We start from the raw sequence: 23,185 nt of genomic DNA, 5'->3' as shown, positions 1-23,185 counted from the left end.
CGCCGCGGCCGAACGGGGTCAGCGCGCGGACACCCGACGGCGGCAGAATCGGAGGATGAGCAGCAACGACTCCCCCGCCCCCACCGTCCTCACGATCGGCAGCGACGAGCTCCGCGTGGCCCTGACGACCGCCGGGGCCGAGATGACCTCGCTCCGCGACGACGCGAACCGCGAGTACCTCTGGCAGGCCGGCCCGGAGTGGCGCCGCCACGCCCCCGTGCTCTTCCCGATCATCGGGAGGCTGCCGGGCGACACCCTGCACCACGGCGGCGAGGACTACGCGATGGGCCAGCACGGCTTCGCTCGCGATCGCGTCTTCGAGCTGACCGGCGTCGGCGGGGACGAGGCCGTCTTCCGCCTGCGCAGCGACGAGGCGACCCGCGCGGTCTTCCCCTTCGACTGGACCCTGCTGATCGCCTACGCGGTGACGGGCTCGACCCTGCGGATCACGCAGACCGTCGAGAACCGCGGCACGGAGCCGCTCGGTGCCTCGGTGGGCAACCACCCCGCCTTCGCGCTGCCGCTGCCGGGGGCGACGGGCGGGCACCGGATCCGCTTCGCGCAGGCCGAGCCGGAGGGCTTCCGCCGGGCTCCCGAGAACCTGCTCGTCGCCGAGCGCCACCCGGCGCCGCTCGAGGACGGCGTGCTCGCGGTGGACGACGCTCACTTCGAGGACGGCGTGCTGATCTTCGACGAGCCGCGCCGCCGGACGCTGACGCTCGAGGCCGACGGCGCCCGCTCGATCGCGGTGGACACGGGTGACTTCGACGTCGTCGGCGTCTGGAAGCCGGTCGGCGCGCCGTTCGTCTGCGTGGAGCCGTGGCGGAGCATCCCGACGCCGGAGGGCTGGGACGGCGACATCGTCGACAAGCCGCGGCAGTTCGTCCTGGCGCCGGGCGAGCAGCGGGCGTTCTCCTACAGCATCACGCTCAGCTGAGGCTCGTCCCGCTGCAGCTGCGCGTCGAGCAGCTCGAAGCGGCGGATGATCAGCCCCTCGCGGGTCGCCCACGGGCAGATCACCAGCGTCTCGATGTGCAGGGCCTCCATCGCCGCCTCGGCGACGAGCGCGCCGGCCAGCAGCTGCGGCGCGCGGAGCGTCGAGACGCCCGGCAGCGCGGAGCGGTCGGCCGCGCTGATCGCGGCGAGCCGGGAGGACCAGAGCCGCAGGTCGACCAGGTGCAGCTCGCGGCGCGCGAGCGGGCCGGCGGCGCTCGGGGCGGCACCGGCGATGCGGGCGAGGGAGCGGAAGGTCTTCGAGGTCCCGGCGACCAGGTCGGGGGTCCCGAGGGCCAGGAAGGAGCGGACAGGCTCGGCGAGCACGTCGCGCGCGTGGCGGCGGGCGGCCTTGACGCTCGTGGCGGAGGCGGGGTCGCCGTCGAGGAGGTCGCGGGTCACGCGTCCGGCGCCGAGCGGCACGGAGACGGCGAGCTCGGGGACCTCGTCGACGCCCATCGACAGCTCGAAGGAGCCGCCGCCGATGTCGAGGTCGAGGATCGAGCCCGCACCCCAGCCGAACCAGCGGCGGACGGCCAGGAAGGTCGCGGAGGCCTCGGCCTCGCCGCCGAGCTCCTGCAGGTGGACGCCGGTCTCGGCGCGGACGCGCTCGAGCACCGCGGCGCCGTTGCCGGCCTCGCGGATCGCGGACGTGGCGAAGGCGAGCAGGTCCTCCGCGCGGTGGCGGCGGGCGACCTCGTGCGCCTCGGCGACGAAGGAGATCAGCTCGCGCTGCCCCTCCTCGGTGATGTCGCCCGCGGCGTCGAGGTACGCGACCAGCGCGAGGCTGCGCTTGTGCGACCGGTACGGCACGGGCCGCGCTCCCGGGTGCGCATCGACGAGCAGCAGATGGACCGTGTTGGAGCCGATGTCGAGCACGCCGAGTCGCATCCCCCCACGCTAGCGCGGGCGGCCGGGCCTCCCGGACCGCGGCCGCAGGCCCCGCTCGCTCGCGCGCGGCCTCCCTCTGCGGCGGCAGCTCGATCAGCGTGGGTCTCGATACGCCGCTCCGCGGCTACTCGACCAGCATGAGTCGATCAGCGTGGCCTCCGCGGCTGGTCGGTCAGCGCGGGTCTCGATATGCCGCTGCGCGGCTACTCGACCAGCATGAGGGGGCCGCTGCGCGCTCGGTCGATCAGCATGAGGGGGCCGCTCCGCGCTAGGAGCCGGCGAGTGGTGGCTCGCGCCCCGCAGGGGCCGCGGCCCGTGCAGACCGCCGCTCGGTCAGCGTGGGTCTCGATACGCCGCTGCGCGGCTACTCGACCAGCATGGATCGAGCAGCGTGTGCCTCGCGGAGGGTCGAGCAGCGTGGGCTTCGCAGCGGGTCGAGCAGCGTGTGCCTCGCGGCGGCTCGAGCAGCGGGACACGCTGCCCGAGTCCCGGCGAAGCCGCGCCCCGCAGGGGCCGCGCCCCCTCGCAGGGTCACCGGCGATCCGCGTGGCAGCGGATCGTCGTACCCGGAACGCGACCGGCTCCTCCCCGCGCACCCCGTCGCGAAGCCGACCGCCGACGGACGACGAGGAACGAGGAGTCCGTCGCAGAAGGGCCCGGTCGCTGTGCGACCGGGCCCTTCTGCAGGAACTCAGTGGTCCCAGTTCTCCACCGGCTCCGAGGAGCTGGAGGAGCCGACGACGTGCACGCGCATGTCGTTGGTGGTGCCGGCGCGTCCGGGGGGCGACCCGGAGACGACGACGACGGTGTCGCCGGCCTTGGCGAGGCCCTCGCGGAGGAGGACGGCGTCGACCTGGGCGAACATCGCGTCGGTGTGGTTCACGCGCGGCGTCACGTAGGACTGGACGCCCCAGTTGAGCGCCATGCGGCGGCGGACCGAGGTCTCGGGGGTGAAGCCGATGATCGGGATGCCGTGGCGCAGGCGCGTCATGCGGCGGACGGAGTCGCCGGACTCGGTGAAGACGCAGAGGAACTTCGCCTCGACGAACTCGGCGACCTCGGCGGCGGCGAGGGTGACGGAGCCGCCCTGGGTGCGCGGCTTGCTGCCGAGCGGGGGGATCCGCTCGAGCCCGTGCTCCTCGGTGGACTCGACGATGCGCGCCATGGTCTGGACGGTGACGACCGGCCAGGCACCGACGCTGGTCTCGCCGGAGAGCATGACCGCGTCGGCTCCGTCGAGGATCGCGTTGGCGACGTCGGAGGCCTCGGCGCGGGTGGGGCGCGGGCTCTCGATCATCGACTCGAGCATCTGGGTGGCGACGATGACGGGCTTGGCCCAGCGGCGGGCGAGCTCGACGGCGTGCTTCTGCACGATCGGCACGGCCTCGAGGGGCAGCTCGACGCCGAGGTCGCCGCGGGCGACCATGATGCCGTCGAAGACGTCGATGATCTCCTGCAGGTTGTCGACGGCCTGCGGCTTCTCGATCTTGGCGATGACCGGGGCCTTCCGACCCTCCTCCGCCATGATCTCGTGCACGCGGACGATGTCGCTCGCGTTGCGCACGAAGGACAGCGCGATGATGTCCGCGCCGAGGCGGATCGCCCAGCGGAGGTCGTCCTCGTCCTTCTGCGACAGCGCGGGCACGTTGACCGCGACGCCGGGCAGGTTGATGCCCTTGTTGTTCGAGATGTTGCCGGGGACGACGCACTCGGTGATCACGCGGGGGCCCTCGACGGCCGTGACGCGGACCGCGACCTTGCCGTCGTCGATCAGGAGCATGTCACCCGGGTTCACGTCGTCGGGCAGGCCCTTGAACGTGGTGCCCGAGAGCTCCTTGGTGCCGAGGACGTCCTCGGTGGTGATGGTGAAGACGTCGCCCTCGGCGAGGGGGTACGGGCCGCCCTCGAACTTGCCGAGGCGGATCTTCGGGCCCTGCAGGTCGACCATGATCGCGACGGCGCGTCCGGAGTCTTCGGCGGCCTTCCGCACGAGGCGGTAGACGCCCTCGTGGACGTCGTAGCTGCCGTGGCTGAGGTTCATGCGGGCCACGTCCACGCCGGCGTCGATGATCGCACGAATGGTCTCGTACGACGACGTTGCCGGGCCGAGGGTGGCGACGATTTTCGCTCGTCTCATTGAGGGGGTGCTCCGTTGTTCTGCGCCCGCGGGCGCGTCGATAGCGGGGAGGGTGAGCTGTGAAGCTGGCGCGCGAAGACTATCGCGTCCGCGGGACTAGAGCGTGAAGCCCCGGTCGTTGGGCCCGACGGGTGCGGGCAGCTGGGTCGTGCCTTCGAGGTAGCGGTCGATCTCGGCCGCGACGGAGCGGCCCTCGGCGATCGCCCAGACGATGAGCGACTGGCCGCGCCCGGCGTCGCCCGCGACGAAGACACCGGGGACGCTGGTCTCGAAGCGGTCGCCGCGGACCACGTTGCCGCGGTCCGTGAAGGGCACCTCGAGCTGGCCGGCGAGGTGCTCCGACTCCGGGCCGGTGAAGCCCAGGGCCAGGAGGACCAGGTCGGCCGGGATCTCGCGCTCGGTGCCCGCCTTGGGCACGCGGCGTCCGTCGAGGTACTCGGTCTCCGCCACGCGGACGGCGCGGACCTCGCCGACCTCGTTCGAGAGGAACTCGACCGTGGAGGCGAGGAACATGCGCTCGCCGCCCTCCTCGTGGGCGCTGGAGACCTCGAAGACCGTCGGGTCCATCGGCCAGGGCTGGCTGTCCGGCCGCTGTGACGGCGGCTGGGTGCCGATCGCGAGGTTGGTGACCGAGGCCGCCTTCTGGCGGTGCGCGGTGCCGATGCAGTCGGCGCCGGTGTCGCCGCCGCCGAGGACGACGACGTGCTTGCCCTCCGCCGAGATCTGCTCGAAGACGCGGTCGCCCGCGATGGCGTGGTTGGACTGGACGAGGTACTCCATGGCGAAGTGCACGCCCGCCAGATCGCGGCCGGGGATCGGCAGGTCGCGCGGGACCATCGCGCCGGTCGCGACCACGACGGCGTCGTAGCGCGCGCGCAGGTCGTCCCAGGTGATGTCCGTGCCGATGTCGACGCCCGCGCGGAAGCGGGTGCCCTCGGCCTTCATCTGGTTCAGACGCAGCTCGAGGTGCTTCTTCTCCATCTTGAAGTCCGGGATGCCGTAGCGCAGGAGGCCGCCGATGCGGTCGTCGCGCTCGTAGACCGCGACGGTGTGGCCGGCGCGGGTGAGCTGCTGCGCGGCGGCGAGACCGGCGGGGCCGGAGCCGACGACGGCGACCGTCTTGCCGGTCAGGCGCTCCGGCGGGTGCGGCTGCACCCAGTCGTTGCCGAAGGCCTGATCGATGATCGAGACCTCGATCTGCTTGATCGTGACCGCGGGCTGGTTGATGCCCAGCACGCAGGACGACTCGCAGGGCGCCGGGCACAGGCGGCCGGTGAACTCCGGGAAGTTGTTCGTCGCGTGCAGGCGCTCGATCGCCTGGCGGCCCTCGCCGCGCCACATCAGGTCGTTCCACTCGGGGATCAGGTTCCCGAGCGGGCAGCCCTTGTGGCAGAACGGGATGCCGCAGTCCATGCAGCGGCCGGCCTGCCGGCGCAGCACGGCGGTGTCGCCCTGCTCGTACACCTCTTTCCAGTCCATCAGCCGCACGGACACCGGGCGCCGCTTGGGCAGCTCCCGGTCCTGCACCTTCAGGAATCCCTTGGGATCAGCCACCGGTCACCTCCAGAATCCGTCCCCAGACGACGTCGCCGTCGGGGTCGAGCCCCTCCTCCACGGCGGATGCTCGCGTCGCGAGCACCGCGGCGAAGTCGCGGGGCAGTACCTTGACGAAACGCGAGACGGTTCCGTCGAAATCGTCGAGCATCCCCTGGGCCAGGGTCGACTCGGTCTCGGCGACGTGCCGCTCGAGCAGGTCGCGCAGGATCTCCACGTCGGCGCTGCCGAGCTCGGAGAGCGTCAGCTCGCCCGTGGCGATCGCGTCGCGGTTGACGAGCTCGCGCCGCAGGTCGTGGATGTAGGCGGTCCCGCCCGACATCCCGGCGCCGAGGTTGCGGCCGGTCCCGCCGAGGATGACGGCGAGTCCGCCGGTCATGTACTCGAGCGCGTGGTCGCCCACGCCCTCGACGACCGCCGTCGCGCCGGAGTTGCGGACGAGGAAGCGCTCGCCGACCATCCCGCGGATGAACATCGTGCCCTGCGTCGCGCCGTAGCCGATCACATTGCCGGCGATGACGTTCGCCGAGGCGTCGAAAGTGCTGCGGCGGTCGGGCCGCACCACGATCTGGCCGCCGGAGAGGCCCTTGCCGACGTAGTCGTTCGAGTCGCCCTCGAGGCGCAGCGTGATGCCCGCGGGCAGGAACGCGCCGAGCGACTGCCCGGCCGAGCCGCGCAGGTTCACCGTGATGGAGTCGGCCGGCAGCCCGTTCTCGCCGTAGCGGACGGTCACCTCGTGGCCGAGCATCGTGCCGACCGCGCGCTCCGTGTTCTTGATCTCACGGTCGATCACGACGGTGCCGCGGTGGTCGAGGACGTTCGCGGCGAGGCGGATCAGCTCGTTGTCGAAGTGCTTCTCGAGTTCGTGCTCCTGCACGCGGCCGTGGCGGCGCGGCTCCTCGGCGCGGAAGACCGGGCCGACCAGGATCGGCGTCAGGTCGAGCCCGCTCGCCTTCCAGTGCTCGATGGCGCGGTTGACGTCGAGCAGCTCGCGGTGGCCGACGATCTCGTCGATCGAGCGGAAGCCGAGCTGGGCGAGGTACTCGCGCACCTCCTGCGCGATGAACTCGAAGAAGTTGACGACGAACTCGGGCTTGCCGTTGAAGCGCTTGCGCAGCTCCGGGTTCTGCGTCGCGACGCCGACGGGGCAGGTGTCGAGGTGGCAGACGCGCATCATGATGCAGCCCTCGACGATCAGCGGCGCGGTGGCGAAGCCGAACTCCTCGGCGCCGAGCAGCGCGCCGATGACGACGTCGCGACCGGTCTTCATCTGGCCGTCGACCTGCACCACGACGCGGTCGCGCATGCCGTTGAGCATCAGCGTCTGCTGCGTCTCGGCGAGGCCGAGCTCCCACGGCGTGCCCGCGTGCTTGAGCGAGTTGACGGGGCTCGCGCCGGTGCCGCCGTCGTGGCCCGAGACGAGGATCACGTCGGCGAGGGCCTTGGCGGTGCCGGCCGCGACCGCGCCGATGCCCGACTGGCTGACGAGCTTCGCGTGGATGCGCGCCTTCGGGTTCGCCCGCTTGAGGTCGAAGATCAGCTGCTTGAGGTCCTCGATCGAGTAGATGTCGTGGTGCGGCGGCGGCGAGATCAGGCCGACGCCCGCGGTGGCGTGCCGGGTGCGCGCGATCCACGGGTACACCTTGGTCGGCGGCAGCTGACCGCCCTCGCCGGGCTTGGCGCCCTGGGCGAGCTTGATCTGGATGTCGTCGGCGTGCGTCAGGTACATGCTCGTGACGCCGAAGCGGCCGGAGGCGACCTGCTTGATCGCGGAGCGGCGCTCGGGGTCGAGCAGTCGCTCCGTGTCCTCGCCGCCCTCGCCGGTGTTCGACTTCGCGCCGAGGCGGTTCATCGCGATGGCGAGCGTCTCGTGCGCCTCCGGCGAGATGGAGCCGTAGCTCATCGCCCCGGTGGAGAACCGCTTGACGATCGACTCGACCGGCTCGACCTCGTCGATCGGGACGGGCGTGCGGCCCTCGGTGTCGAGGGAGAACATGCCGCGCAGGGTCATCAGCGAGGACGCCTGGTCGTCGACCATCTTCGTGTACTCGCGGAAGACGTCGTAGCGGCGGTTGCGGGTGGAGTGCTGCAGCCGGAAGACCGTGTCCGGGTTGAACAGGTGCGGTGCGCCGTCGCGGCGCCACTGGTACTCGCCGCCGACCGCGAGGCGCTCGTGCGCGACGACCGCGCCGTCCTCGGGGTACGCGGCGCGGTGGCGCGCGGCGTTCTCCTCGGCGACGACGTCGATCCCGATGCCGCCGAGCTTGGACGCGGTGCCGGTGAAGTACTGGTCGACGAAGACCTGGCTGAGGCCCACGGCCTCGAAGGTCTGCGCGCCGGCGTAGCTCGACACCGTCGAGATGCCCATCTTGGACATGATCTTGAGCACGCCCTTGCCGAGCGCCTTGATCACGTTCTTGACAGCCTGCTCGGGCGAGAGGTCCGAGATCATGCCGCTGCGCACGAGCTGCTCGCAGGTCTCCATCGCGAGATACGGGTTCACCGCGGAGGCGCCGTAGCCGATCAGCGTCGCGACGTGGTGCACCTCGCGGACGTCGCCGGCCTCGACGACCAGCCCGACGCGCATCCGGTTCTCGGTGCGGATCAGGTGGTGGTGCACGGCCGCCAGCATCAGCAGCGACGGGATCGGCGCGAGGTCCTTGGTGGAGTCGCGGTCGGAGAGCACGAGGAACTGCGCGCCGGCGGCGATCGCCTCGTCGGCCTCGGCGCACATGGCGTCGAGGCGGTCCTGCATGGCGCGGGGGCCGGCGTCGACGCGGTAGAGGCCGCGGATCGTCGTGGTGATGTGGCTGAGCGGGCGCGGCGCGATGTGCTGGATCTTGGCGAGCTCGTCGTTGTCGATCACCGGGAAGTCGAGGACGACCTGGCGCGCGTGCTCGGCACCGGCCGAGAGCAGGTTGCGCTCGGGGCCGAGACCCAGGCGGAGCGAGGTGACGACCTCCTCCCTGATGGAGTCGAGCGGCGGGTTGGTGACCTGCGCGAACGCCTGGGTGAAGTAGTCGAAGAGCAGCCGCGGGCGCTTGGAGAGCACCGCGACCGGGGTGTCGGAGCCCATGGCGCCGAGCGGCTCGGCGCCCGCCTTCGCCATCGGCAGCAGCAGGAGCCGCACCTCCTCCTCCGTGTAGCCGAAGGTGCGCTGGCGGCGGTTGACCGACGCGGGCGTGTGCACGATGTGCTCGCGCTCGGGCAGGTCCTTGAGGTTGATGCGGCCCTTGTCGAGCCACTCGTCGAAGGGCGCGGACTCGGCCAGCTGCGCCTTGATCTCCTCGTCCTCGACGATGCGGCCCTGCTCGGTGTCGACCAGGAACATCCGGCCCGGCTGCAGCCGGCCCTTGCGGACGATCTTCGCGGGGTCGATGTCGAGCACGCCGATCTCGCTCGCGAGCACGACGAGGCCGTCGTCGGTGACGACGTAGCGGCCGGGGCGCAGGCCGTTGCGGTCGAGCGTGGCGCCGACGAGGTCGCCGTCGGTGAAGACGATCGCGGCGGGGCCGTCCCACGGCTCCATGAGCATCGAGTGGTACTCGTAGAAGGCGCGGCGCTTCTGGTCGATCGCGGCGGCCTGGTTCTCCCACGCCTCCGGGACCATCATCATGATCGCGTGCGGCAGCGAGCGGCCGGCCAGCGTGAGCAGCTCGACGGTCTCGTCGAAGGACGCGGAGTCGCTGCGGCCGGTCGAGACGATCGGGAACAGCGGCGAGAGGTCGCCCAGCTCGGCGCTCCTCAGCTGCGACTGGCGCGCGCGCATCCAGTTGCGGTTGCCCTGCACGGTGTTGATCTCGCCGTTGTGCGCGATCATCCGGAAGGGCTGCGCGAGCGGCCAGGACGGGAAGGTGTTGGTCGAGTAGCGGGAGTGCACGAGCGCGAGCTTCGAGGTGAAGCGCTCGTCCGAGAGGTCCGGGTAGAACGGCTCGAGCTGGAGCGTCGTCACCATGCCCTTGTAGACGAGGGTGCGGCTCGAGAGCGACATGAAGTACACCTCGAGCTCGCGCTCGACGCGCTTGCGCAGCCGGAAGGTGAGGCGGTCCAGGCGGAGACCGGCGAGCGGCACTCCGGAGGCGTCGGTGAGCTCGCTCGAGACGTAGAGCTGCTCGATCGCGGGCATCGCGGCGCGGGCGAGCGTGCCGATCTCGTCCGGCTGGACCGGGATCGAGCGCCAGCCGAGGACGTTCAGGTGCTCCTCGCGGGCGATCTCCGCGATGGTCGACTTGACCCGCTCGCGCTCGAAGACGTCCACGGGGAGGAAGGCGTTGCCGACCGCGTACTGCCCGACCGGGGGCAGCTCGACGGCCGCGACCGCGCGCAGGAAGTCGTCGGGGATCTGGGTGATGATGCCCGCGCCGTCACCGGTGCCGGCGTCGGAGCCGACGGCGCCGCGGTGCTCGAGGTTGCGCAACGCGTTCAGCGCGGCGTCGATGATGTCGTGGCCCGCCGTGCCGCGCATGGTCGCGACCATGGCGAGACCGCAGGCGTCCTTCTCCGCCGCCGGGTCGTACATCCCCTGCGCGGGCGGAGTGCCGAGGAACGGCACGGCGGGGACACGGGTCGAGGGCTGAACGGGAGCCATGGGGACCGTCCTCACGAGAGTCGTAGCGGATCGGGACGTCGCTGGCCCGCGGTGTGGTGGTGGAGGAGCGGCTCCCCGATCGGGAGGGCCGTGCATTCGGTGGTCGCGGAGCGGTGGTCGGGCGCCGTCGGCGTGGCCGAGCGGTCACGCCCCCGCGGCAGCGCTTGTGGCTGAGCCGCGGAGGAGCGATCGGACGGAGGTGGGAGCTGGGGGCGGTGCCGCGGGGGTGCCGCGGACCGCATCAGCTGCGGGAGACCGTCGACTTCTCGGCGTCGGTGCCGGAAGAAGGAGTGGTGGGTGCGTCGGAGTCGGACTCGACGTCCTCGAATTCTATCTCAGTCGCCGCGGGCGTCCACTCGCGACCGGGCCGGTAGGCCGAGGTCTCGCGACCGGGGTGCTCGCGCCGCTGGATCACGACGAGGACGAGGCCGACGACGACCGCGAGGAGCGCGGCCCAGACGTTGGTCCGGATGCCCCAGAAGAACTCGCTCGGGTCGATCCGGATGGACTCGAACCAGACGCGGCCGATGCCGTACCAGATCAGGTAGGCGGCGAAGACGGTGCCCCACTGCAGCTTGAGACGGCGCTCGAGCAGCAGGATGACGGCGATGCCGACGACGTTCCAGAGGATCTCGTAGAGGAAGGTCGGGTGGAAGAGCGTGCCGGCGGGCAGGCCGACGGGGAAGGCCGGGTTGCTGCTCTCGATCTCGAGGCCCCACGGCAGGGTCGTGGGGAGGCCGAACAGCTCGTGGTTGAACCAGTTGCCGAGGCGGCCGATGGCCTGCGCGGCGAGCATGCCGGGGGCGAGCGCGTCGGCGAACGTCCAGAAGCGGACGCCCGTCCAGCGGCAGCCGATCCAGGCGCCCACGGCGCCGCCGATCAGGCCGCCGAAGATCGCGTTGCCGCCGTTCCAGATCCGGATGATCTCCCACGGGTCGGCGCCGGCGAAGAAGTAGTCGCCGGGGTGCGTGAGCACGTGGTAGAGCCGCGCGCCGATGATGCCCAGCGGGACGGCCCAGACGATGATGTCGAGGACGACCCAGGGCTCGGCGCCGCGGCGCTTGAGACGGGCGTTCGTCATGATCGTGGCGACGACGATGCCGACCAGGATGCACACGGCGTAGGTGTGGATCGAGAACGCGCGGTCGAACAGCGTGAAGTCGTACTGACTCCACGCCTCGGGCGGACTCGGGATGCTCAGCGGTACGGACACCGGTACGTCGACCTTTCAGAGGAGGGTTCGCCCGGGCGCGACGACGAGGCCGCGCCGCGGAGGGCATCCCGATTGTAGTGGGAGGGGGTCAGCTCGCCGCGCGCGGGCGCGTGCCCTCGGCCAGGCCGCGCGCGGCCTCGGCCACACCGGCCACTCCCCCGGAGGCGAGCGCGCGGACGAGGGCGGAGCCCACGATCGCGCCGTCGGCGTAGGCGAGGATCTCGGCGACCTGGTCGCCGGTCGAGACGCCGACGCCCACGCAGGCGCTCTCGGAGCCGGCGGTGCGCAGGCGCTCGACGAGCGTGCGGGCGGCGCGGTCGACGTCGGCGCGCGCTCCGGTGATGCCCATCGTCGAGACGGCGTACACGAAGCCGCGGCTCGCCTCGACCGTGGCGCGCAGACGCGCGTCGGTCGAGGAGGGCGCGGCGAGGAACACGCGGTCGAGCCCGAGACGCTCGGAGACGGCCATCCACTCGGCGCCCTCGTCGGGGATGAGGTCCGGGGTGATCAGGCCGGAGCCGCCCGCCTCGGCGAGGTCGGTGGCGAAGCGCTCGACGCCGTACTGCAGCACGGGGTTGTAGTAGGTCATCACCAGCACGGGCACGTCGACGCGCGCCCGGATCTCGCGGACCGCGTCGAAGCCGTGGCGCAGGCGGAAGCCGCCGGCGAGGGCGGCCTGGGTCGCCTCCTGGATGACCGGCCCGTCCATGACCGGGTCGGAGTAGGGCAGGCCGAGCTCGATGGCGTCGACGCCGTTCTCGGCGAGGGCGACCGCGGCGTCGATGCTCGTCGCGAGGTCCGGGAAGCCGGCGGGCAGGTAGCCGATCAGGGCACCCGCGGCCTCCTGGTTGCGGCGGCGGACGGTCTCGGCGACGCTCGGCGCGACGGTGCTCACGACTGCACCGCGCCCTGGTCGACGAGGCCGAAGTAGCGCGCCGCCGTCGTCATGTCCTTGTCGCCGCGGCCCGAGAGGTTGACCAGGATGGTCGCGTCGGGGCCGAGCTCGCGGCCGAGCTCGAGCGTGCCGGCCAGGGCGTGCGCGGACTCGATCGCCGGGATGATGCCCTCGGTGCGGCTGAGCAGCATCAGGGCGTCCATGGCGGCGGAGTCGGTGACCGCGCGGTAGTCGGCGCGGCCGATGCTGGAGAGCCAGGCGTGCTCGGGGCCGACGCCGGGGTAGTCGAGACCGGCCGAGATCGAGTGCGACTCGACGGTCTGGCCGTCCTCGTCCTGCAGCAGGAAGCTGCGGGCGCCGTGCAGGACGCCGGGGCGGCCCTTGCTGATGGTCGCGGCGTGGCGCGGGGTCTCGATCCCGTCGCCGCCGGCCTCGAAGCCGACGAGCCGGACCTCGGGGTCGTCGAGGAACGCGTGGAAGATGCCCATCGCGTTGGAGCCGCCGCCGACGCAGGCGGTGACCGCGGTGGGCAGGGCGCCGGTGAGCTCGAGGACCTGCTCGCGCGCCTCCTCGCCGATGATCTTCTGGAAGTCGCGGACGAGGGCCGGGAAGGGGTGCGGACCCGCGACGGTGCCGAAGACGTAGTTGGTCGTCTCGACGTTCGTGACCCAGTCGCGCATCGCGTCGTTGATCGCGTCCTTGAGGGTGCGCGAGCCGGTCGTGACCGAGACGACCTCGGCGCCGAGCAGGCGCATCCGCGCGACGTTGAGCGCCTGGCGCTCGGTGTCGACCTCGCCCATGTAGACGACGCAGTCGAGGCCGAACAGCGCGGCGGCGGTGGCGGTGGCCACGCCGTGCTGGCCGGCGCCGGTCTCGGCGATGACGCGGGTCTTGCCGATGCGCTTGGTGAGCAGCGCCTGGCCCAGCACGTTGTTGATCTTGTGCGAGCCGGTGTGGTTGAGGTCCTCGCGCTTGAGGATGATCCGCGCGCCGCCGGCGTGCTCGGCGAAGCGCGGCACCTCGGTGATGATCGAGGGCCGGCCGGTGTAGCTGCGGTGCAGCTCCTTCAGCTCGGCCTGGAACTCCGGGTCGACCTTGGTGCGCTCGTACTCGGCGCTCAGCTCGTCGAGCGCCTCCACGAGGGACTCGGGGACGTAGCGTCCGCCGAAGTCGCCGAAGTAGGGACCGAGTTCGTCTCGGAGTGCCATGGCAGTGCCGCCTATCAGTGGATCGTGGTCAGTGCGCCAGGAAGCCGGCGAGGGTGGAGACGGGGTCGCCTCCGGTGACGAGGGCCTCTCCGACGAGGACGACGTCCGCGCCGGAGCGGCGGTAGTGGGCGACGTCGTCGGCCGAGAGGACCGCCGACTCCGCGACCTTGACCGCGTCGGCCGGGAAGCGCTCGGAGAGGCGGCCGAAGAGGTCGCGGTCGAGCTCGAAGGTGGAGAGGTCGCGGGCGTTGACGCCGATGAGGCGGGCGCCGAGGTCGGCCGCGCGCTCGAGCTCGTCGCCCGAGTGCGTCTCGACCAGCGGGGTCATCCCGAGCTCGAGGACGAGCGCGTGGAGCTCGGCCAGCACGGGCTGCTCGAGCGCCGCGACGATCAGGAGCACGAGGTCGGCGCCGGCGGCCCGGGCCTCGAGCACCTGGTACGGCTCGGCGATGAAGTCCTTGCGCAGCACCGGGATCGAGACCTCGGCGCGGACCGCCTCGAGGTCGGCGAGCGAGCCCTTGAAGCGGCGCTCCTCGGTGAGGACGCTGATCGCGCTCGCTCCCCCGAGCTCGTACTTCCCGGCGAGCAGCGCCGGGTCGGGGATCTCGGCGAGGGCGCCGCGGGAGGGGCTGGAGCGCTTGACCTCGGCGATGATCCTGACGCGCTCGGCGGGCGCCAGAGCGGCGAGCGCGTCGAGGGCGGGCGGACGCTCCGCGGCGAGGCGCTCGAGGACGTCGAGCGGGACGGTCTCGCGTCGCCGGGCCGCGTCGGCCAGGGCGCCCGCGGTCAGATCGCTGAGCACTCTACGCGCGCGCCTTCGGGTTGGCCTTCGCGCCGTCGACCCCGTAGCCCAGGCGGGCGAGGATCACGCCGACGAGGAGGCCGACCACCACGAGTCCGGCGGACAGCCAGACGACGAGGGGCAGCTCGAACCAGAACGCGATGGTGCCGACCGTGAAGCCGACCAGCATGATGACGACGGCCGTCCACGCTGCGGGCGAGTGGCCGTGGTTGTCGTCGTCGTGCTCGGTGCTCATGGCTCTCCTCCTGGACGTGCGTGGGAACCAGAGCAGTCTAGCGGCTCGCGCCTGAAGGGCTCCGACGACGGGCGGGACCTCTCGCGGGTCGCTCAGCGGGGGGACGTCGGGTCGTCGCCGCGCGACAGCTCGTCCCAGGAGACGACGGGGTCGATGTCGCCGTCGTCGGTGCGCACGGTGCTGGCGCCGTGGCCGTAGCCGTCGGCCGGCTCGAAGCGCGAGGCGCGCTTCCTCCTCGCATCCGGCCAGCGCCGGACGGTGACCAGCACCAGCACGCCGATGACGGCGGTGAGCACGCCCGCCACCAGCGCGACGACCGGCCACGCGGTCGAGGAGGACGACGCGACGAGCGCCGCGACGGACTCGCGGCCGGCGATCGCCGTCGCGTCGGTGACGAGCGAGGAGCCGGCGCGGACCGGATCCGCCAGCGCCGTCGAGGCGGCGAGGACGACGCAGCCGCCGAGCACGACCTGCAGCAGTCCGAGGACGATCCGGAACGCGGGCCCGGCGATGGCCAGCGCAGCCGCGAGGGCGAGCCCGGCGAGCGCGAGGGCGGACAGCGCGGGCGCGGCGACGGTGCCCGCCACCGAGAGGGCGCGGCCGTCGCCGGCGCCCTCGGCGAGCACGAGCGTCGCCCACGGCTGGGTCGAGGAGGTGAGCTCGAGCGCGGCCAGCAGCACGATCCCGAGGATCGCGGAGTACTTCAGGCGCCGGCCGCTCACGCCCGCGGTCCGGAGTCGGTCGCCGGGTCGAGCGGGTCGACGTCGAAGCAGGAGTGCTCGCCGGTGTGGCAGGCGGCGCCGATCTGCTCGACCTGCACGAGCAGCGTGTCGGCGTCGCAGTCGAGAGCCGCCCCGCGGACGTACTGGGCGTGACCGGAGGTGTCGCCCTTCCGCCAGTACTCCTGCCGCGAGCGCGACCAGAAGGTCACCCGCCCCTCGGTCAGCGTGCGGCGCAGCGCCTCGCGGTCCATCCAGCCGAGCATCAGCACCTCGCGGGTGTCGTGCTGCTGGATGACGGCGGGCAGGAGCCCGCTCGCGTCGAAGGTCGCGCGGTCCAGGACGGCGGCAACGTCGGCGGGATCGGTGGCGGAGGGGGCGGCGGCGTGGGTCATCGGCGGATCTCGATCCCGGAGTCGCCGAGGGCGCGCTTCACGTCGCCGATCGTCAGCTCGCGATTGTGGAAGACGGAGGCGGCGAGCACCGCGTCGGCGCCGGCCTCGATGGCGGGGGCGAAGTGCTCGAGCGCACCGGCGCCGCCCGAGGCGATCACCGGGACGGTGCTCAGCTCGCGCATGGCGGTGATCAGCGGCAGGTCGAAGCCCTGCTTCGTGCCGTCGGCGTCGATCGAGTTGACCAGCAGCTCGCCGGCGCCGCGCTCGACGGCCTCGGCGGCCCAGGCGAGCGCGTCGAGGGTCGTCTCGCGGCGACCGCCGTGGGTGGTGACGACGAAGCCCGACGGGGCCGCGTCGCTCCGCTTGACGTCGAGCGAGAGCACCAGGACCTGCGCGCCGAAGACGTCGGCGATCTCGCCGATCAGCTCGGGCCGGGCGATCGCGGCCGAGTTGACGCCCACCTTGTCGGCGCCGTGGGCGAGCAGGCGCGAGACGTCCTCGACGCTGCGCACTCCCCCGCCGACGGTGAGCGGGATGAAGACCTGCTCGGCCGTCGCCCGGACGACGTCGTAGGTGGTGGAGCGGTCGTCGACGGTGGCGGTGACGTCGAGGAACGTCAGCTCGTCGGCGCCCTGCTCGAAGTAGAGCCGGGCGAGCTCGACGGGGTCGCCGGCGTCGCGGAGGTTCTGGAAGTTGACGCCCTTGACGACGCGGCCGGCGGCCACGTCGAGGCACGGGATGACGCGGACGGCGAGACTCATCGCTCCCCTCCTACAGGCGCGCGGCGTGGATGGAGGTGACCAGGATCGCGCGGGCGCCGAGGTCGTACAGGCGGTCCATCACCTGGTTCATGTCGGCGCGCGGCACCATCACGCGGACGGCCACCCACTCAGGGTCGTGCAGTGGCGAGACGGTCGGCGACTCGAAGCCCGGCGCGAGCGCCGTGGCGGTCTCGAGCAGGGCGACGGGGCAGTCGTAGTCCAGCAGCACGTACTCGCGCGCGACGAGGACGCCCTGCAGGCGGCGCAGGAGGACCGGGATCCCCTCGGGCTCGCCCGCTCCCGAGACGAGGACGGCGGTCGACTTCAGGATGACCGGGCCGAAGATCTCGAGGCCCGCCTTGCGGAGGGTGGTGCCGGTCTCGACGACGTCGGCGATCACGTCGGCGACGCCGAGCTGGATCGCGGACTCGACCGCGCCGTCCAGGCGGATCAGAGTGACCTCGACGCCGTGCTCGCGGAGGAAGCGGCCGACGAGCCCGGGGTAGCTGGTCGCGACGCGGAGGCCGTCGATCTGCTGCAGGTCGGTGTAGCGGCCGGCCGGGCCGGCGAAGCGGAAGGTCGAGTCGGCGAAGCCGAGACTGGCGATCTCGCGCGCCTCGGAGCCGGAGTCGATCAGCAGGTCGCGGCCGGTGACGCCGACGTCGAGCGCACCGGAGCCGACGTAGGTCGCGATGTCGCGGGGGCGCAGGTAGAAGAACTCGACGCCGTTGCGCTCGTCGACGACGTGCAGCTCCTTCGGGTCGCGGCGGCCGGTGTAGCCGGCCTCGGCGAGCATCTGGCCGGCGGTCTCGGAGAGCGAGCCCTTGTTGGGCACGGCGACGCGCAGGAGCGCGGGCGGGGCGGAGGTCTCGGGAGCGGTGGGCTCGGGGGCGGTGGGCTGGGGGGTGGTGGGCTGGGTCGTGGTCACGACGGGACGTCCTCTGGAGGTCGAGGGTGATTCGGTGAGCGGAGGCGCGACGGCGCCTCGGAGAGCGTGGGAGCGGTCCGCCACGTGGCGGCGGCGCACTCCGGCGATCGGGGGGACGCTCACAGATGTCGGTAGACGTCGGCCGTCGTCAGGCCCTTCGCGAGCATGAGCACCTGCAGGTGGTAGAGCAGCTGCGAGATCTCCTCGGCCGTCCGCTCGTCGCCCTCGTACTCGGCGGCCATCCACACCTCGGCGGCCTCCTCGACGATCTTCTTGCCGATGAAGTGCACACCGGCGTCGAGCTCGCGGACCGTGCCCGAACCCTCGGGTCGCGCGGCGGCCTTCTCGCCCAGCTCAGCGAAGAGGTCGTCGAAAGTTTTCACCGGGGAAGTCTATACGCGGCGGCGGGCCCGCGAGGGCGGCGGGCGACGGTCCGATCTGCAGGCGACGGTCCGATCTGCAGGCGACCGTCCGATCTGCAGGCGACCGTCCGATCTGCAGGCGATCCGTCTGCGAGCACGCATCCGTGCGCGAGGTGCTGTCGGGCGCAGGTCGAATCGCCTGCAGATCGGACCAGCGGCGCGCAGCGCGCAGGACGCGGTGCCGTCTGCAGGTGCAGGTGAGGTGTGCAGGTGATCGGCCGGGATCAGCACTCCGGAGCACGCCGGATCGGGGTCTGCGCTCGAATCGCCTGCAGAACGGACCGGCACCTGCACAACGGACGGGCACCTGCACAACGGACGGGCACCGGCAGAACGCGCCGGCGGGTCAGTGCCGGTGCAGGAGCGAGGACGCGGTGTCGCGCAGGGCGGCGATAGCGGCCTCGGGGTCGTCGGCGCCGAAGACGGCCGAGCCGGCGACGAAGGTGTCGGCGCCCGCCTCCGCGGCGATCTCGATCGTGCCGGGGGCGATGCCGCCGTCGACCTGGAGCCAGACGTCGAGGCCGGTGCGGTCGACGACCTCGCGCAGCGCGTGCAGCTTGGGCATCGTCTCGGCCATGAAGGACTGGCCGCCGAAGCCCGGCTCGACGGTCATCACGAGCACCTGGTCGAACTCGGGCAGCAGGTCGAGATAGGCGTCGACGGGGGTGCCGGGCTTCAGCGCGATGCCGGCGCGGGAGCCGATCTCGCGCAGGCGCCGCGCGAGGGCGACGGCATCGCCCGCGGCCTCCGCGTGGAAGGTGACCGAGTAGGCGCCCGTCTCGGCGTAGCCGGGAGCCCAGCGGTCCGGGTCGTCGATCATCAGGTGCACGTCGAGCGGGCGCGGCGAGACCTCCTGGAGGCGCTGCACCATCGGCAGCCCGAACGTCAGGTTCGGCACGAAGTGGTTGTCCATCACGTCGACGTGCACGAGATCGGCCCCGGCGATCCGCTGCAGCTCGGCCTCGAAGTTGACGAAGTCGGCGGACAGGATGCTGGGGTTGATCCGTGCGGGCATGCCCACCAGCCTAGGCGCGGCGGCGGGGCGCTCAGGCCCCCGTGCGGCGCAGCAGCTGGATGAACATCGCGTCCGTGCCGTGCCGGTGCGGCCAGAGCTGGGCGTGCAGCGCGCCCTCGGCCAGCGGCAGCGGCTCGCGGGTGACGGCGCGCAGCACCGCGGGGGTGTCGACGAGCTCGAAGGCGTCCGGGTGGCGCTCGGCCGCGAGGGCGAGCACGCGCCTGGTCTCGCCGAGGTGCGGCGAGCAGGTCACGTAGGCGAGCAGTCCGCCGGGGGCGAGCGCGGCGAGGGCGGAGTCGAGCAGCTCGCCCTGCAGGGCCGCCAGCGGGGCGACGTCGTCCGCGGTCTTCCGCCAGCGCGCCTCGGGGCGGCGGCGGAGCGCGCCGAGACCCGTGCACGGCGCGTCGAGGAGGATGCGGTCGAACGCGGCCGGCTGCTCGTCGCCGAGCGCGCGGCCGTCGCCGGTGCGGACCTCGACGGACGGATCGGCGGCCGCGAGCGCCTGGCGGACGAGGCCGGCCCGCGCGGGCACGACCTCGTTGGCGAGCAGCGTCGCACCGCCCGCGCGCGCCTCGGCGGCGAGCAGCGCCGCCTTGCCGCCGGGGCCGGCGCAGAGGTCGAGCCAGCGCTCGCCGGCGCGGACGGGCTCGGCGCGCGACAGCGCCAGCGCGGCCAGCTGGGAGCCCTCGTCCTGCACGCGGACGCGGCCCTCGTGCACCGGCGCGATGCCCTCGGGGTCGCCGCCGGTGCTGACCAGGCCGACCGGCGACCAGCGGTCGGGCTCCGCATCGGGCAGCTCGGACGCGTCGGCGAGACCGGGCAGGGCGACGAGGTTGACCCGCGGCGCCGCGTTGTCCGCGGCGAGCAGCGCCTCCAGCTCATCGGCGGCGCCCTCGGCCGCGAGGGCGCGGCGCAGGGCCTTGACGATCCAGACGGGGTGCGAGCTCGCCGCCGCGATCCGGTCGTCGCCGGAGGTCGCGGCGTCGGCGACGCGCTGCTGCCACTCCTGGGCGCTCGAGCGGGCGACCGCGCGCAGCACCGCGTTCGCGAAGGCGACGGCGCCGCGGGAGGAGCCGCCCGCGACCAGCGCGACGCTCTCGTTGACCGCGGCGTGCGCGGCGACGCGGGTGGCCAGCAGCTGGTGCACGCCGAGGCGGAGCGCATCGAGCACCGGGGCGTCGATCGTGTCGACGGTGCGGCCCGCCGCGAGGGCGATCACCCGGTCGTAGTAGCCGGAGAGGCGCAGCGTGCCGTAGCAGAGCTCGGTGGCGAGCCCCGCGTCGGCCGGCGAGAGCTCCGCGGCGCGGATGCGGGCGGGAAGGACGAGGTTCGCGTAGGCGTCGCCGCCGCTGACCGCGAGCAGGACGTCGTAGGCGACCTGGCGGGCCGGAGCGACCCGGGTGCGGGCGCTCACGCGAGCACCGTGCTCTCGCGCAGGCCCCGCGCCCAGGCGGAGCCGGGCATCGGGATCTTGCCCGCGGGCTGCACCGAGACGAGCTCGACGAGGCCGTCGCCCGTGCCGACCAGCGCGCGGCCCGCGTCCAGCAGCACCGCGCCGGGGGCCAGTGGGGCGGAGGCCAGCGCGGCGGCGCCGGGAACCGCCGCCGCGCGGACGGCCAGCACCTTCAGCCGCGCGTCGCCGACCGCGGTCGAGGCGCCGGGCTCCGGCGTGACCCCGCGGACGAGGGCGAGGATCCGCGCGGAGGGCAGCGTCCAGTCGATCCGGCCGTCGGTGACGTCGAGCTTGGGGGCGAGTGTCACCTCGCCCGACTGCGGCACGGCGACCGCGCGGCCGGCGGCCAGCGCGTCGACGACCTCGCCGGTCAGCACCGCACCGCGCTCGGCCAGCACCTCGAGCAGCTCGCCGGCGGTGCGCCCGTCGACCTCCTCGGTGATCTCGGCGAAGACGTCGCCGGCGTCGAGCTCGGCGACGAGCTGGAAGACCGCGGCGCCGATCCGCTCCTCCCCCGCCATCAGCGCGCGCTGGACGGGCGCCGCTCCGCGCCAGCGCGGCAGCAGCGAGAAGTGCAGGTTGATCCAGCCCAGGCGCGGCACGGCCAGCAGCCGGGCGCGCACGAGACCGCCGTAGGCCACGATCACGCCGAGGTCGGGCGCCAGGGCCGCGATGCGGTCGGTCACCTCCTCGTCGAGGCGGTTGGCCTTGAGGACCGGCAGACCGAGCTCCTCCGCCACCGCGGCGACGGGCGAGGGGGTGAGCACGCGCTTCCGGCCGACGGGGGCGTCGGCCCGGGTGACGACCGCGACGACTTCGTGCGACGAGGCGGCCAGGGCGCGCAGGGTGGGGACGGCGGCGGCCGGGGTGCCGGCGAAGACGAGGCGCACGGAGGACTCCTGGGCGTGAGGGGCGGGACGGGACGGGCGGCGTGCGGGACGGGCGGGCGGCGGGACGGGCGATCGGCGCTAGAGGATGTCCGGGTCGTCCAGACGCACCCGCAGCTTCGGCGCCGGACGGAAGCGGCCCGGCGTGGTGGGCGGCCGGCGGCGGCGGGTCGCGTTGCGGATCACGGCGGACCGGAGGCGGGCGGCGACCTCCGCCCCGCGAGCGTAGTCGAAGCGCACGATCGCGCGGACGGAGCCGTCCTCGAGCCCGACCGGGCCGAGCACCTCGTGGCGGTCGGCCTCGTCGAGCGCCTCGAGCGCCTCCGTCACCGCGTGCGCGTCGCCGCTGACGGTCGCGAGCCGGACGGCCGGCGGGAAGCGCAGCTCGCGCCGCTCGGTCAGCTCCGCGCGGAGGTACTCGTCCTGGCGCCAGGTCGCGAGCGCCGTGGCGAGGCGGCCGGCGACGCCGACGAGCAGGACGGGGGCGCCGGGGCGGGCGAGCGCGGCCGCGTTCGACCAGGTGCGCAGGGCGTCGTCCGCCACCCGCAGGCTCTCCCGCGCGAGCATCCGCTCGCCGTCGAGCAGCAGCACCGCGTGGTAGCCGCCGTCGGCGCGCGGCTCGCCGCCCCGGGTGGCGACGACGAGCGCGGGCGTGCCGGGCACGGTGAGGATCGGATGCGCACCGTCCGCGACGACCACCTTCACGCCCGGGAACGCGCGGCCGAGCTCCTCCGCGGTGCGGCCGGCGCCCAGGCTCACCAGTCGCAGCGCCGTCGCCTCGCAGACCGAGCAGTGCCAGTCGGCGGCGATCAGGCCGCACCAGCCGCAGCTGGGCCGGGCCCCGGCGGAGTGCACGGCCAGCGGACCCTGGCAGCGGTTGCAGCGCGCCACCGTGCGGCAGCGGGCGCAGGCGACCACCGGCGCGTAGCCGGGGCGCGCGACCTGCACCAGCACCGGGCCGGAGTCGAGGGCGATCCTGGCCTGCCGCCAGGCGGTCGACGGGATCCGCGCGGCCTGGTCGTGCTCGTCCGCCGCGGTCTGCTGCGCGGTCGGCACGACGTGGGGTCGGCGCGAGGGCCGGGGCTGCACCGGGGCGGCGAAGCCGAGGCCGACCAGCCGCTCCACCTCGACGGTGCGGGTGTTGCCGAGCAGCACGAGGCCGGCGCCGCTCTGCTCCTGCCGCACGAGCGCGACGTCGCGGGCGTGCGCGTAGGGCGCGAGCGGCTCGGCGAAGAGCGGATCGCCGTCGTCCCAGAGCGCGATCAGTCCGAGCGCCGCGGAGGGCGCGTAGAGCACCGAGCGGTTGCCGACGATCACGCGCGGCCCGGGCGTCAGGCAGCGCAGGAACGCGGCGTAGCGGCCCGCGCCCTTCTGCCGGGCGTCGAGGCGGACGACCGCGTCCCCGGGCACGTGCTCGGCGAGGGCCTGCTCGAGCTGCTCCTGGTCGCGGTAGTCGGGCACCGCGAGGATCGCGTCGCGCCCGGCCGCCAGCGCCGTCCGGGCGAGCTCGGCGAGCGTCACCGCCCAGCCGCCGACCCAGGCGCCGGAGTCGAGCTGCACCGGGGCGGGCACGGCGTTCACCGCGAGGCGGCCGCCGTCGAGGAGCCCCTCGAAGGTCTCCGGCGGGTAGCCGGTGACCGCACCGGCCTCGACCTGCACGCCCGGCTCGGACTCCGGGTCCGACTGCGCCTCCGTCTCCGCGAGGGCGGCGAGGTGCGCCCGCTCGACCCGCACGTGGCGCCGCGGCACGGCCAGGCGCAGGACGTCGCTCGCTCCCCCGGCGGCGCGGTCGGCGACGCGGCGCGCGAGCGCCCAGACCTCGGGGGTCAGCACGACGAGCGGCGAGACGAGCTCCTCGAGCTCGCTCAGCGCCCCCGCGTGCTCGGAGCCCTCGCCGACCTCGACGACGAACGCGTCGGCGATCCGCCCGCCCGTGCGCAGCGGCACCCGCACGCGCACGCCGGGCCGAACGCCCTCGCGCAGCGCCTCGGGGATCGCGTAGTCGAGCAGCCGGTCCAGCTGCGGGAGCGGCGAGTCGAGGAGCACGCGCGCGACGCGCCCCCCGGGACCGGTCACCGCCTCCCCCGCC

General features: G+C 73.5%; 19 protein-coding genes. 1 reads left to right on the top strand and 18 read right to left on the bottom strand.

Translation table 11 applies throughout. The annotated features are described in order from the left end of the window. Positions 1-55 precede the first annotated feature (55 nt). Positions 56-937, top strand: coding sequence for an aldose 1-epimerase family protein (locus HQQ82_RS18375; RefSeq protein ID WP_173235606.1), 882 nt, complete (start codon positions 56-58; stop codon positions 935-937). Here HQQ82_RS18375 and HQQ82_RS18370 read toward each other — a convergent pair. The 18 genes from HQQ82_RS18370 to HQQ82_RS18285 all read right to left on the bottom strand — a co-directional run bounded on the left by HQQ82_RS18370 (position 916) and on the right by HQQ82_RS18285 (position 23,172). After that, complete coding sequence (locus tag HQQ82_RS18370) at positions 916-1,884, bottom strand: Ppx/GppA phosphatase family protein (RefSeq protein WP_173235604.1); 969 nt, start codon at positions 1,882-1,884, stop codon at positions 916-918. The two genes, HQQ82_RS18375 and HQQ82_RS18370, sit on opposite strands and share 22 nt — an antisense overlap. A gap of 691 nt (positions 1,885-2,575) precedes the next feature. Continuing rightward, on the bottom strand, positions 2,576-4,021 hold the full coding sequence (gene pyk / locus HQQ82_RS18365; RefSeq protein WP_173235602.1) for a pyruvate kinase: 1,446 nt from the start codon (positions 4,019-4,021) through the stop codon (positions 2,576-2,578). Positions 4,022-4,117: 96 nt separating this feature from the next. Beyond that, positions 4,118-5,575 carry a glutamate synthase subunit beta gene (locus tag HQQ82_RS18360; protein WP_173235600.1) on the bottom strand — a complete coding sequence of 486 codons (1,458 nt, stop codon included), beginning with the start codon at positions 5,573-5,575 and terminating at the stop codon, positions 4,118-4,120. Then, the gene (gene gltB / locus HQQ82_RS18355) at positions 5,568-10,094 is read right to left on the bottom strand and encodes a glutamate synthase large subunit (RefSeq protein ID WP_254071666.1); all 4,527 of its coding nucleotides are present in this window, start codon (positions 10,092-10,094) and stop codon (positions 5,568-5,570) included. The genes HQQ82_RS18360 and gltB overlap by 8 nt, the downstream gene beginning before the upstream one ends. A 310-nt stretch (positions 10,095-10,404) precedes the next feature. Next, positions 10,405-11,358: a prolipoprotein diacylglyceryl transferase gene (gene lgt / locus HQQ82_RS18350; RefSeq protein ID WP_367948033.1), complete on the bottom strand. Its 954-nt coding sequence runs from the start codon at positions 11,356-11,358 to the stop codon at positions 10,405-10,407. Positions 11,359-11,464: 106 nt separating this feature from the next. Beyond that, the gene (gene trpA / locus HQQ82_RS18345) at positions 11,465-12,271 is read right to left on the bottom strand and encodes a tryptophan synthase subunit alpha (protein ID WP_173235595.1); all 807 of its coding nucleotides are present in this window, start codon (positions 12,269-12,271) and stop codon (positions 11,465-11,467) included. Beyond that, positions 12,268-13,479 (bottom strand): tryptophan synthase subunit beta, encoded by a 1,212-nt coding sequence (trpB, locus tag HQQ82_RS18340; RefSeq protein ID WP_173235593.1) that lies wholly within the window; start codon positions 13,477-13,479, stop codon positions 12,268-12,270. The genes trpA and trpB overlap by 4 nt, the downstream gene beginning before the upstream one ends. Positions 13,480-13,507: 28 nt before the next feature. Beyond that, on the bottom strand, positions 13,508-14,281 hold the full coding sequence (gene trpC, locus HQQ82_RS18335; protein WP_173235591.1) for an indole-3-glycerol phosphate synthase TrpC: 774 nt from the start codon (positions 14,279-14,281) through the stop codon (positions 13,508-13,510). A gap of 1 nt (position 14,282) precedes the next feature. After that, complete coding sequence (locus HQQ82_RS18330) at positions 14,283-14,516, bottom strand: DUF6704 family protein (protein ID WP_173235589.1); 234 nt, start codon at positions 14,514-14,516, stop codon at positions 14,283-14,285. Between the two features lie 92 nt (positions 14,517-14,608). Further along, positions 14,609-15,238, bottom strand: coding sequence for a Trp biosynthesis-associated membrane protein (locus HQQ82_RS18325; RefSeq protein ID WP_367948015.1), 630 nt, complete (start codon positions 15,236-15,238; stop codon positions 14,609-14,611). After that, positions 15,235-15,630 (bottom strand): phosphoribosyl-AMP cyclohydrolase, encoded by a 396-nt coding sequence (gene hisI / locus HQQ82_RS18320; protein ID WP_173235587.1) that lies wholly within the window; start codon positions 15,628-15,630, stop codon positions 15,235-15,237. The genes HQQ82_RS18325 and hisI overlap by 4 nt, the downstream gene beginning before the upstream one ends. Further along, positions 15,627-16,391, bottom strand: coding sequence for an imidazole glycerol phosphate synthase subunit HisF (gene hisF, locus HQQ82_RS18315; protein WP_173235585.1), 765 nt, complete (start codon positions 16,389-16,391; stop codon positions 15,627-15,629). The genes hisI and hisF overlap by 4 nt, the downstream gene beginning before the upstream one ends. A gap of 10 nt (positions 16,392-16,401) precedes the next feature. Continuing rightward, entirely contained in the window at positions 16,402-17,238 is an 837-nt protein-coding gene (gene hisG, locus HQQ82_RS18310) for an ATP phosphoribosyltransferase (RefSeq protein ID WP_216848787.1), read from the bottom strand. 200 nt (positions 17,239-17,438) lie between these two features. After that, the gene (locus tag HQQ82_RS18305) at positions 17,439-17,702 is read right to left on the bottom strand and encodes a phosphoribosyl-ATP diphosphatase (protein WP_055791842.1); all 264 of its coding nucleotides are present in this window, start codon (positions 17,700-17,702) and stop codon (positions 17,439-17,441) included. 385 nt (positions 17,703-18,087) lie between these two features. After that, positions 18,088-18,756, bottom strand: a complete 669-nt coding sequence (gene rpe / locus HQQ82_RS18300) for a ribulose-phosphate 3-epimerase (RefSeq protein ID WP_173235583.1) — start codon at positions 18,754-18,756, stop codon at positions 18,088-18,090. Positions 18,757-18,787: 31 nt separating this feature from the next. Beyond that, a complete protein-coding gene (locus HQQ82_RS18295) occupies positions 18,788-20,170 on the bottom strand; it encodes an RsmB/NOP family class I SAM-dependent RNA methyltransferase (RefSeq protein WP_367948014.1) in 1,383 nt (460 codons plus the stop codon). Continuing rightward, the gene (locus tag HQQ82_RS18290) at positions 20,167-21,099 is read right to left on the bottom strand and encodes a formyltransferase family protein (protein WP_173235581.1); all 933 of its coding nucleotides are present in this window, start codon (positions 21,097-21,099) and stop codon (positions 20,167-20,169) included. The genes HQQ82_RS18295 and HQQ82_RS18290 overlap by 4 nt, the downstream gene beginning before the upstream one ends. A 78-nt stretch (positions 21,100-21,177) precedes the next feature. Further along, a complete protein-coding gene (locus HQQ82_RS18285; protein WP_367948013.1) occupies positions 21,178-23,172 on the bottom strand; it encodes a primosomal protein N' in 1,995 nt (664 codons plus the stop codon). Positions 23,173-23,185: the final 13 nt, after the last annotated feature.

The sequence above is a fragment of the Rathayibacter sp. VKM Ac-2856 genome (assembly GCF_013205055.1).
In the GTDB taxonomy this organism is placed as follows: Bacteria; Actinomycetota; Actinomycetes; order Actinomycetales; family Microbacteriaceae; genus Rathayibacter.
This window is presented reverse-complemented; position numbering and strand designations above follow the sequence as displayed.

What these genes read in the sequence shown, in the direction of transcription:
- HQQ82_RS18370 (WP_173235604.1), bottom strand. Translation starts at nt 1,884, where the DNA reads ATGCGACTCGGCGTGCTCGACATCGGCTCCAACACGGTCCATCTGCTG.
- hisI (WP_173235587.1), bottom strand. Translation starts at nt 15,630, where the DNA reads ATGACCCACGCCGCCGCCCCCTCCGCCACCGATCCCGCCGACGTTGCC.
- gltB (WP_254071666.1), bottom strand. Translation starts at nt 10,094, where the DNA reads ATGTACGACCCGGCGGCGGAGAAGGACGCCTGCGGTCTCGCCATGGTC.
- pyk (WP_173235602.1), bottom strand. Translation starts at nt 4,021, where the DNA reads ATGAGACGAGCGAAAATCGTCGCCACCCTCGGCCCGGCAACGTCGTCG.
- rpe (WP_173235583.1), bottom strand. Translation starts at nt 18,756, where the DNA reads ATGCCCGCACGGATCAACCCCAGCATCCTGTCCGCCGACTTCGTCAAC.
- HQQ82_RS18330 (WP_173235589.1), bottom strand. Translation starts at nt 14,516, where the DNA reads ATGAGCACCGAGCACGACGACGACAACCACGGCCACTCGCCCGCAGCG.
- HQQ82_RS18375 (WP_173235606.1), top strand. Translation starts at nt 56, where the DNA reads ATGAGCAGCAACGACTCCCCCGCCCCCACCGTCCTCACGATCGGCAGC.
- trpB (WP_173235593.1), bottom strand. Translation starts at nt 13,479, where the DNA reads ATGGCACTCCGAGACGAACTCGGTCCCTACTTCGGCGACTTCGGCGGA.
- hisF (WP_173235585.1), bottom strand. Translation starts at nt 16,391, where the DNA reads ATGAGTCTCGCCGTCCGCGTCATCCCGTGCCTCGACGTGGCCGCCGGC.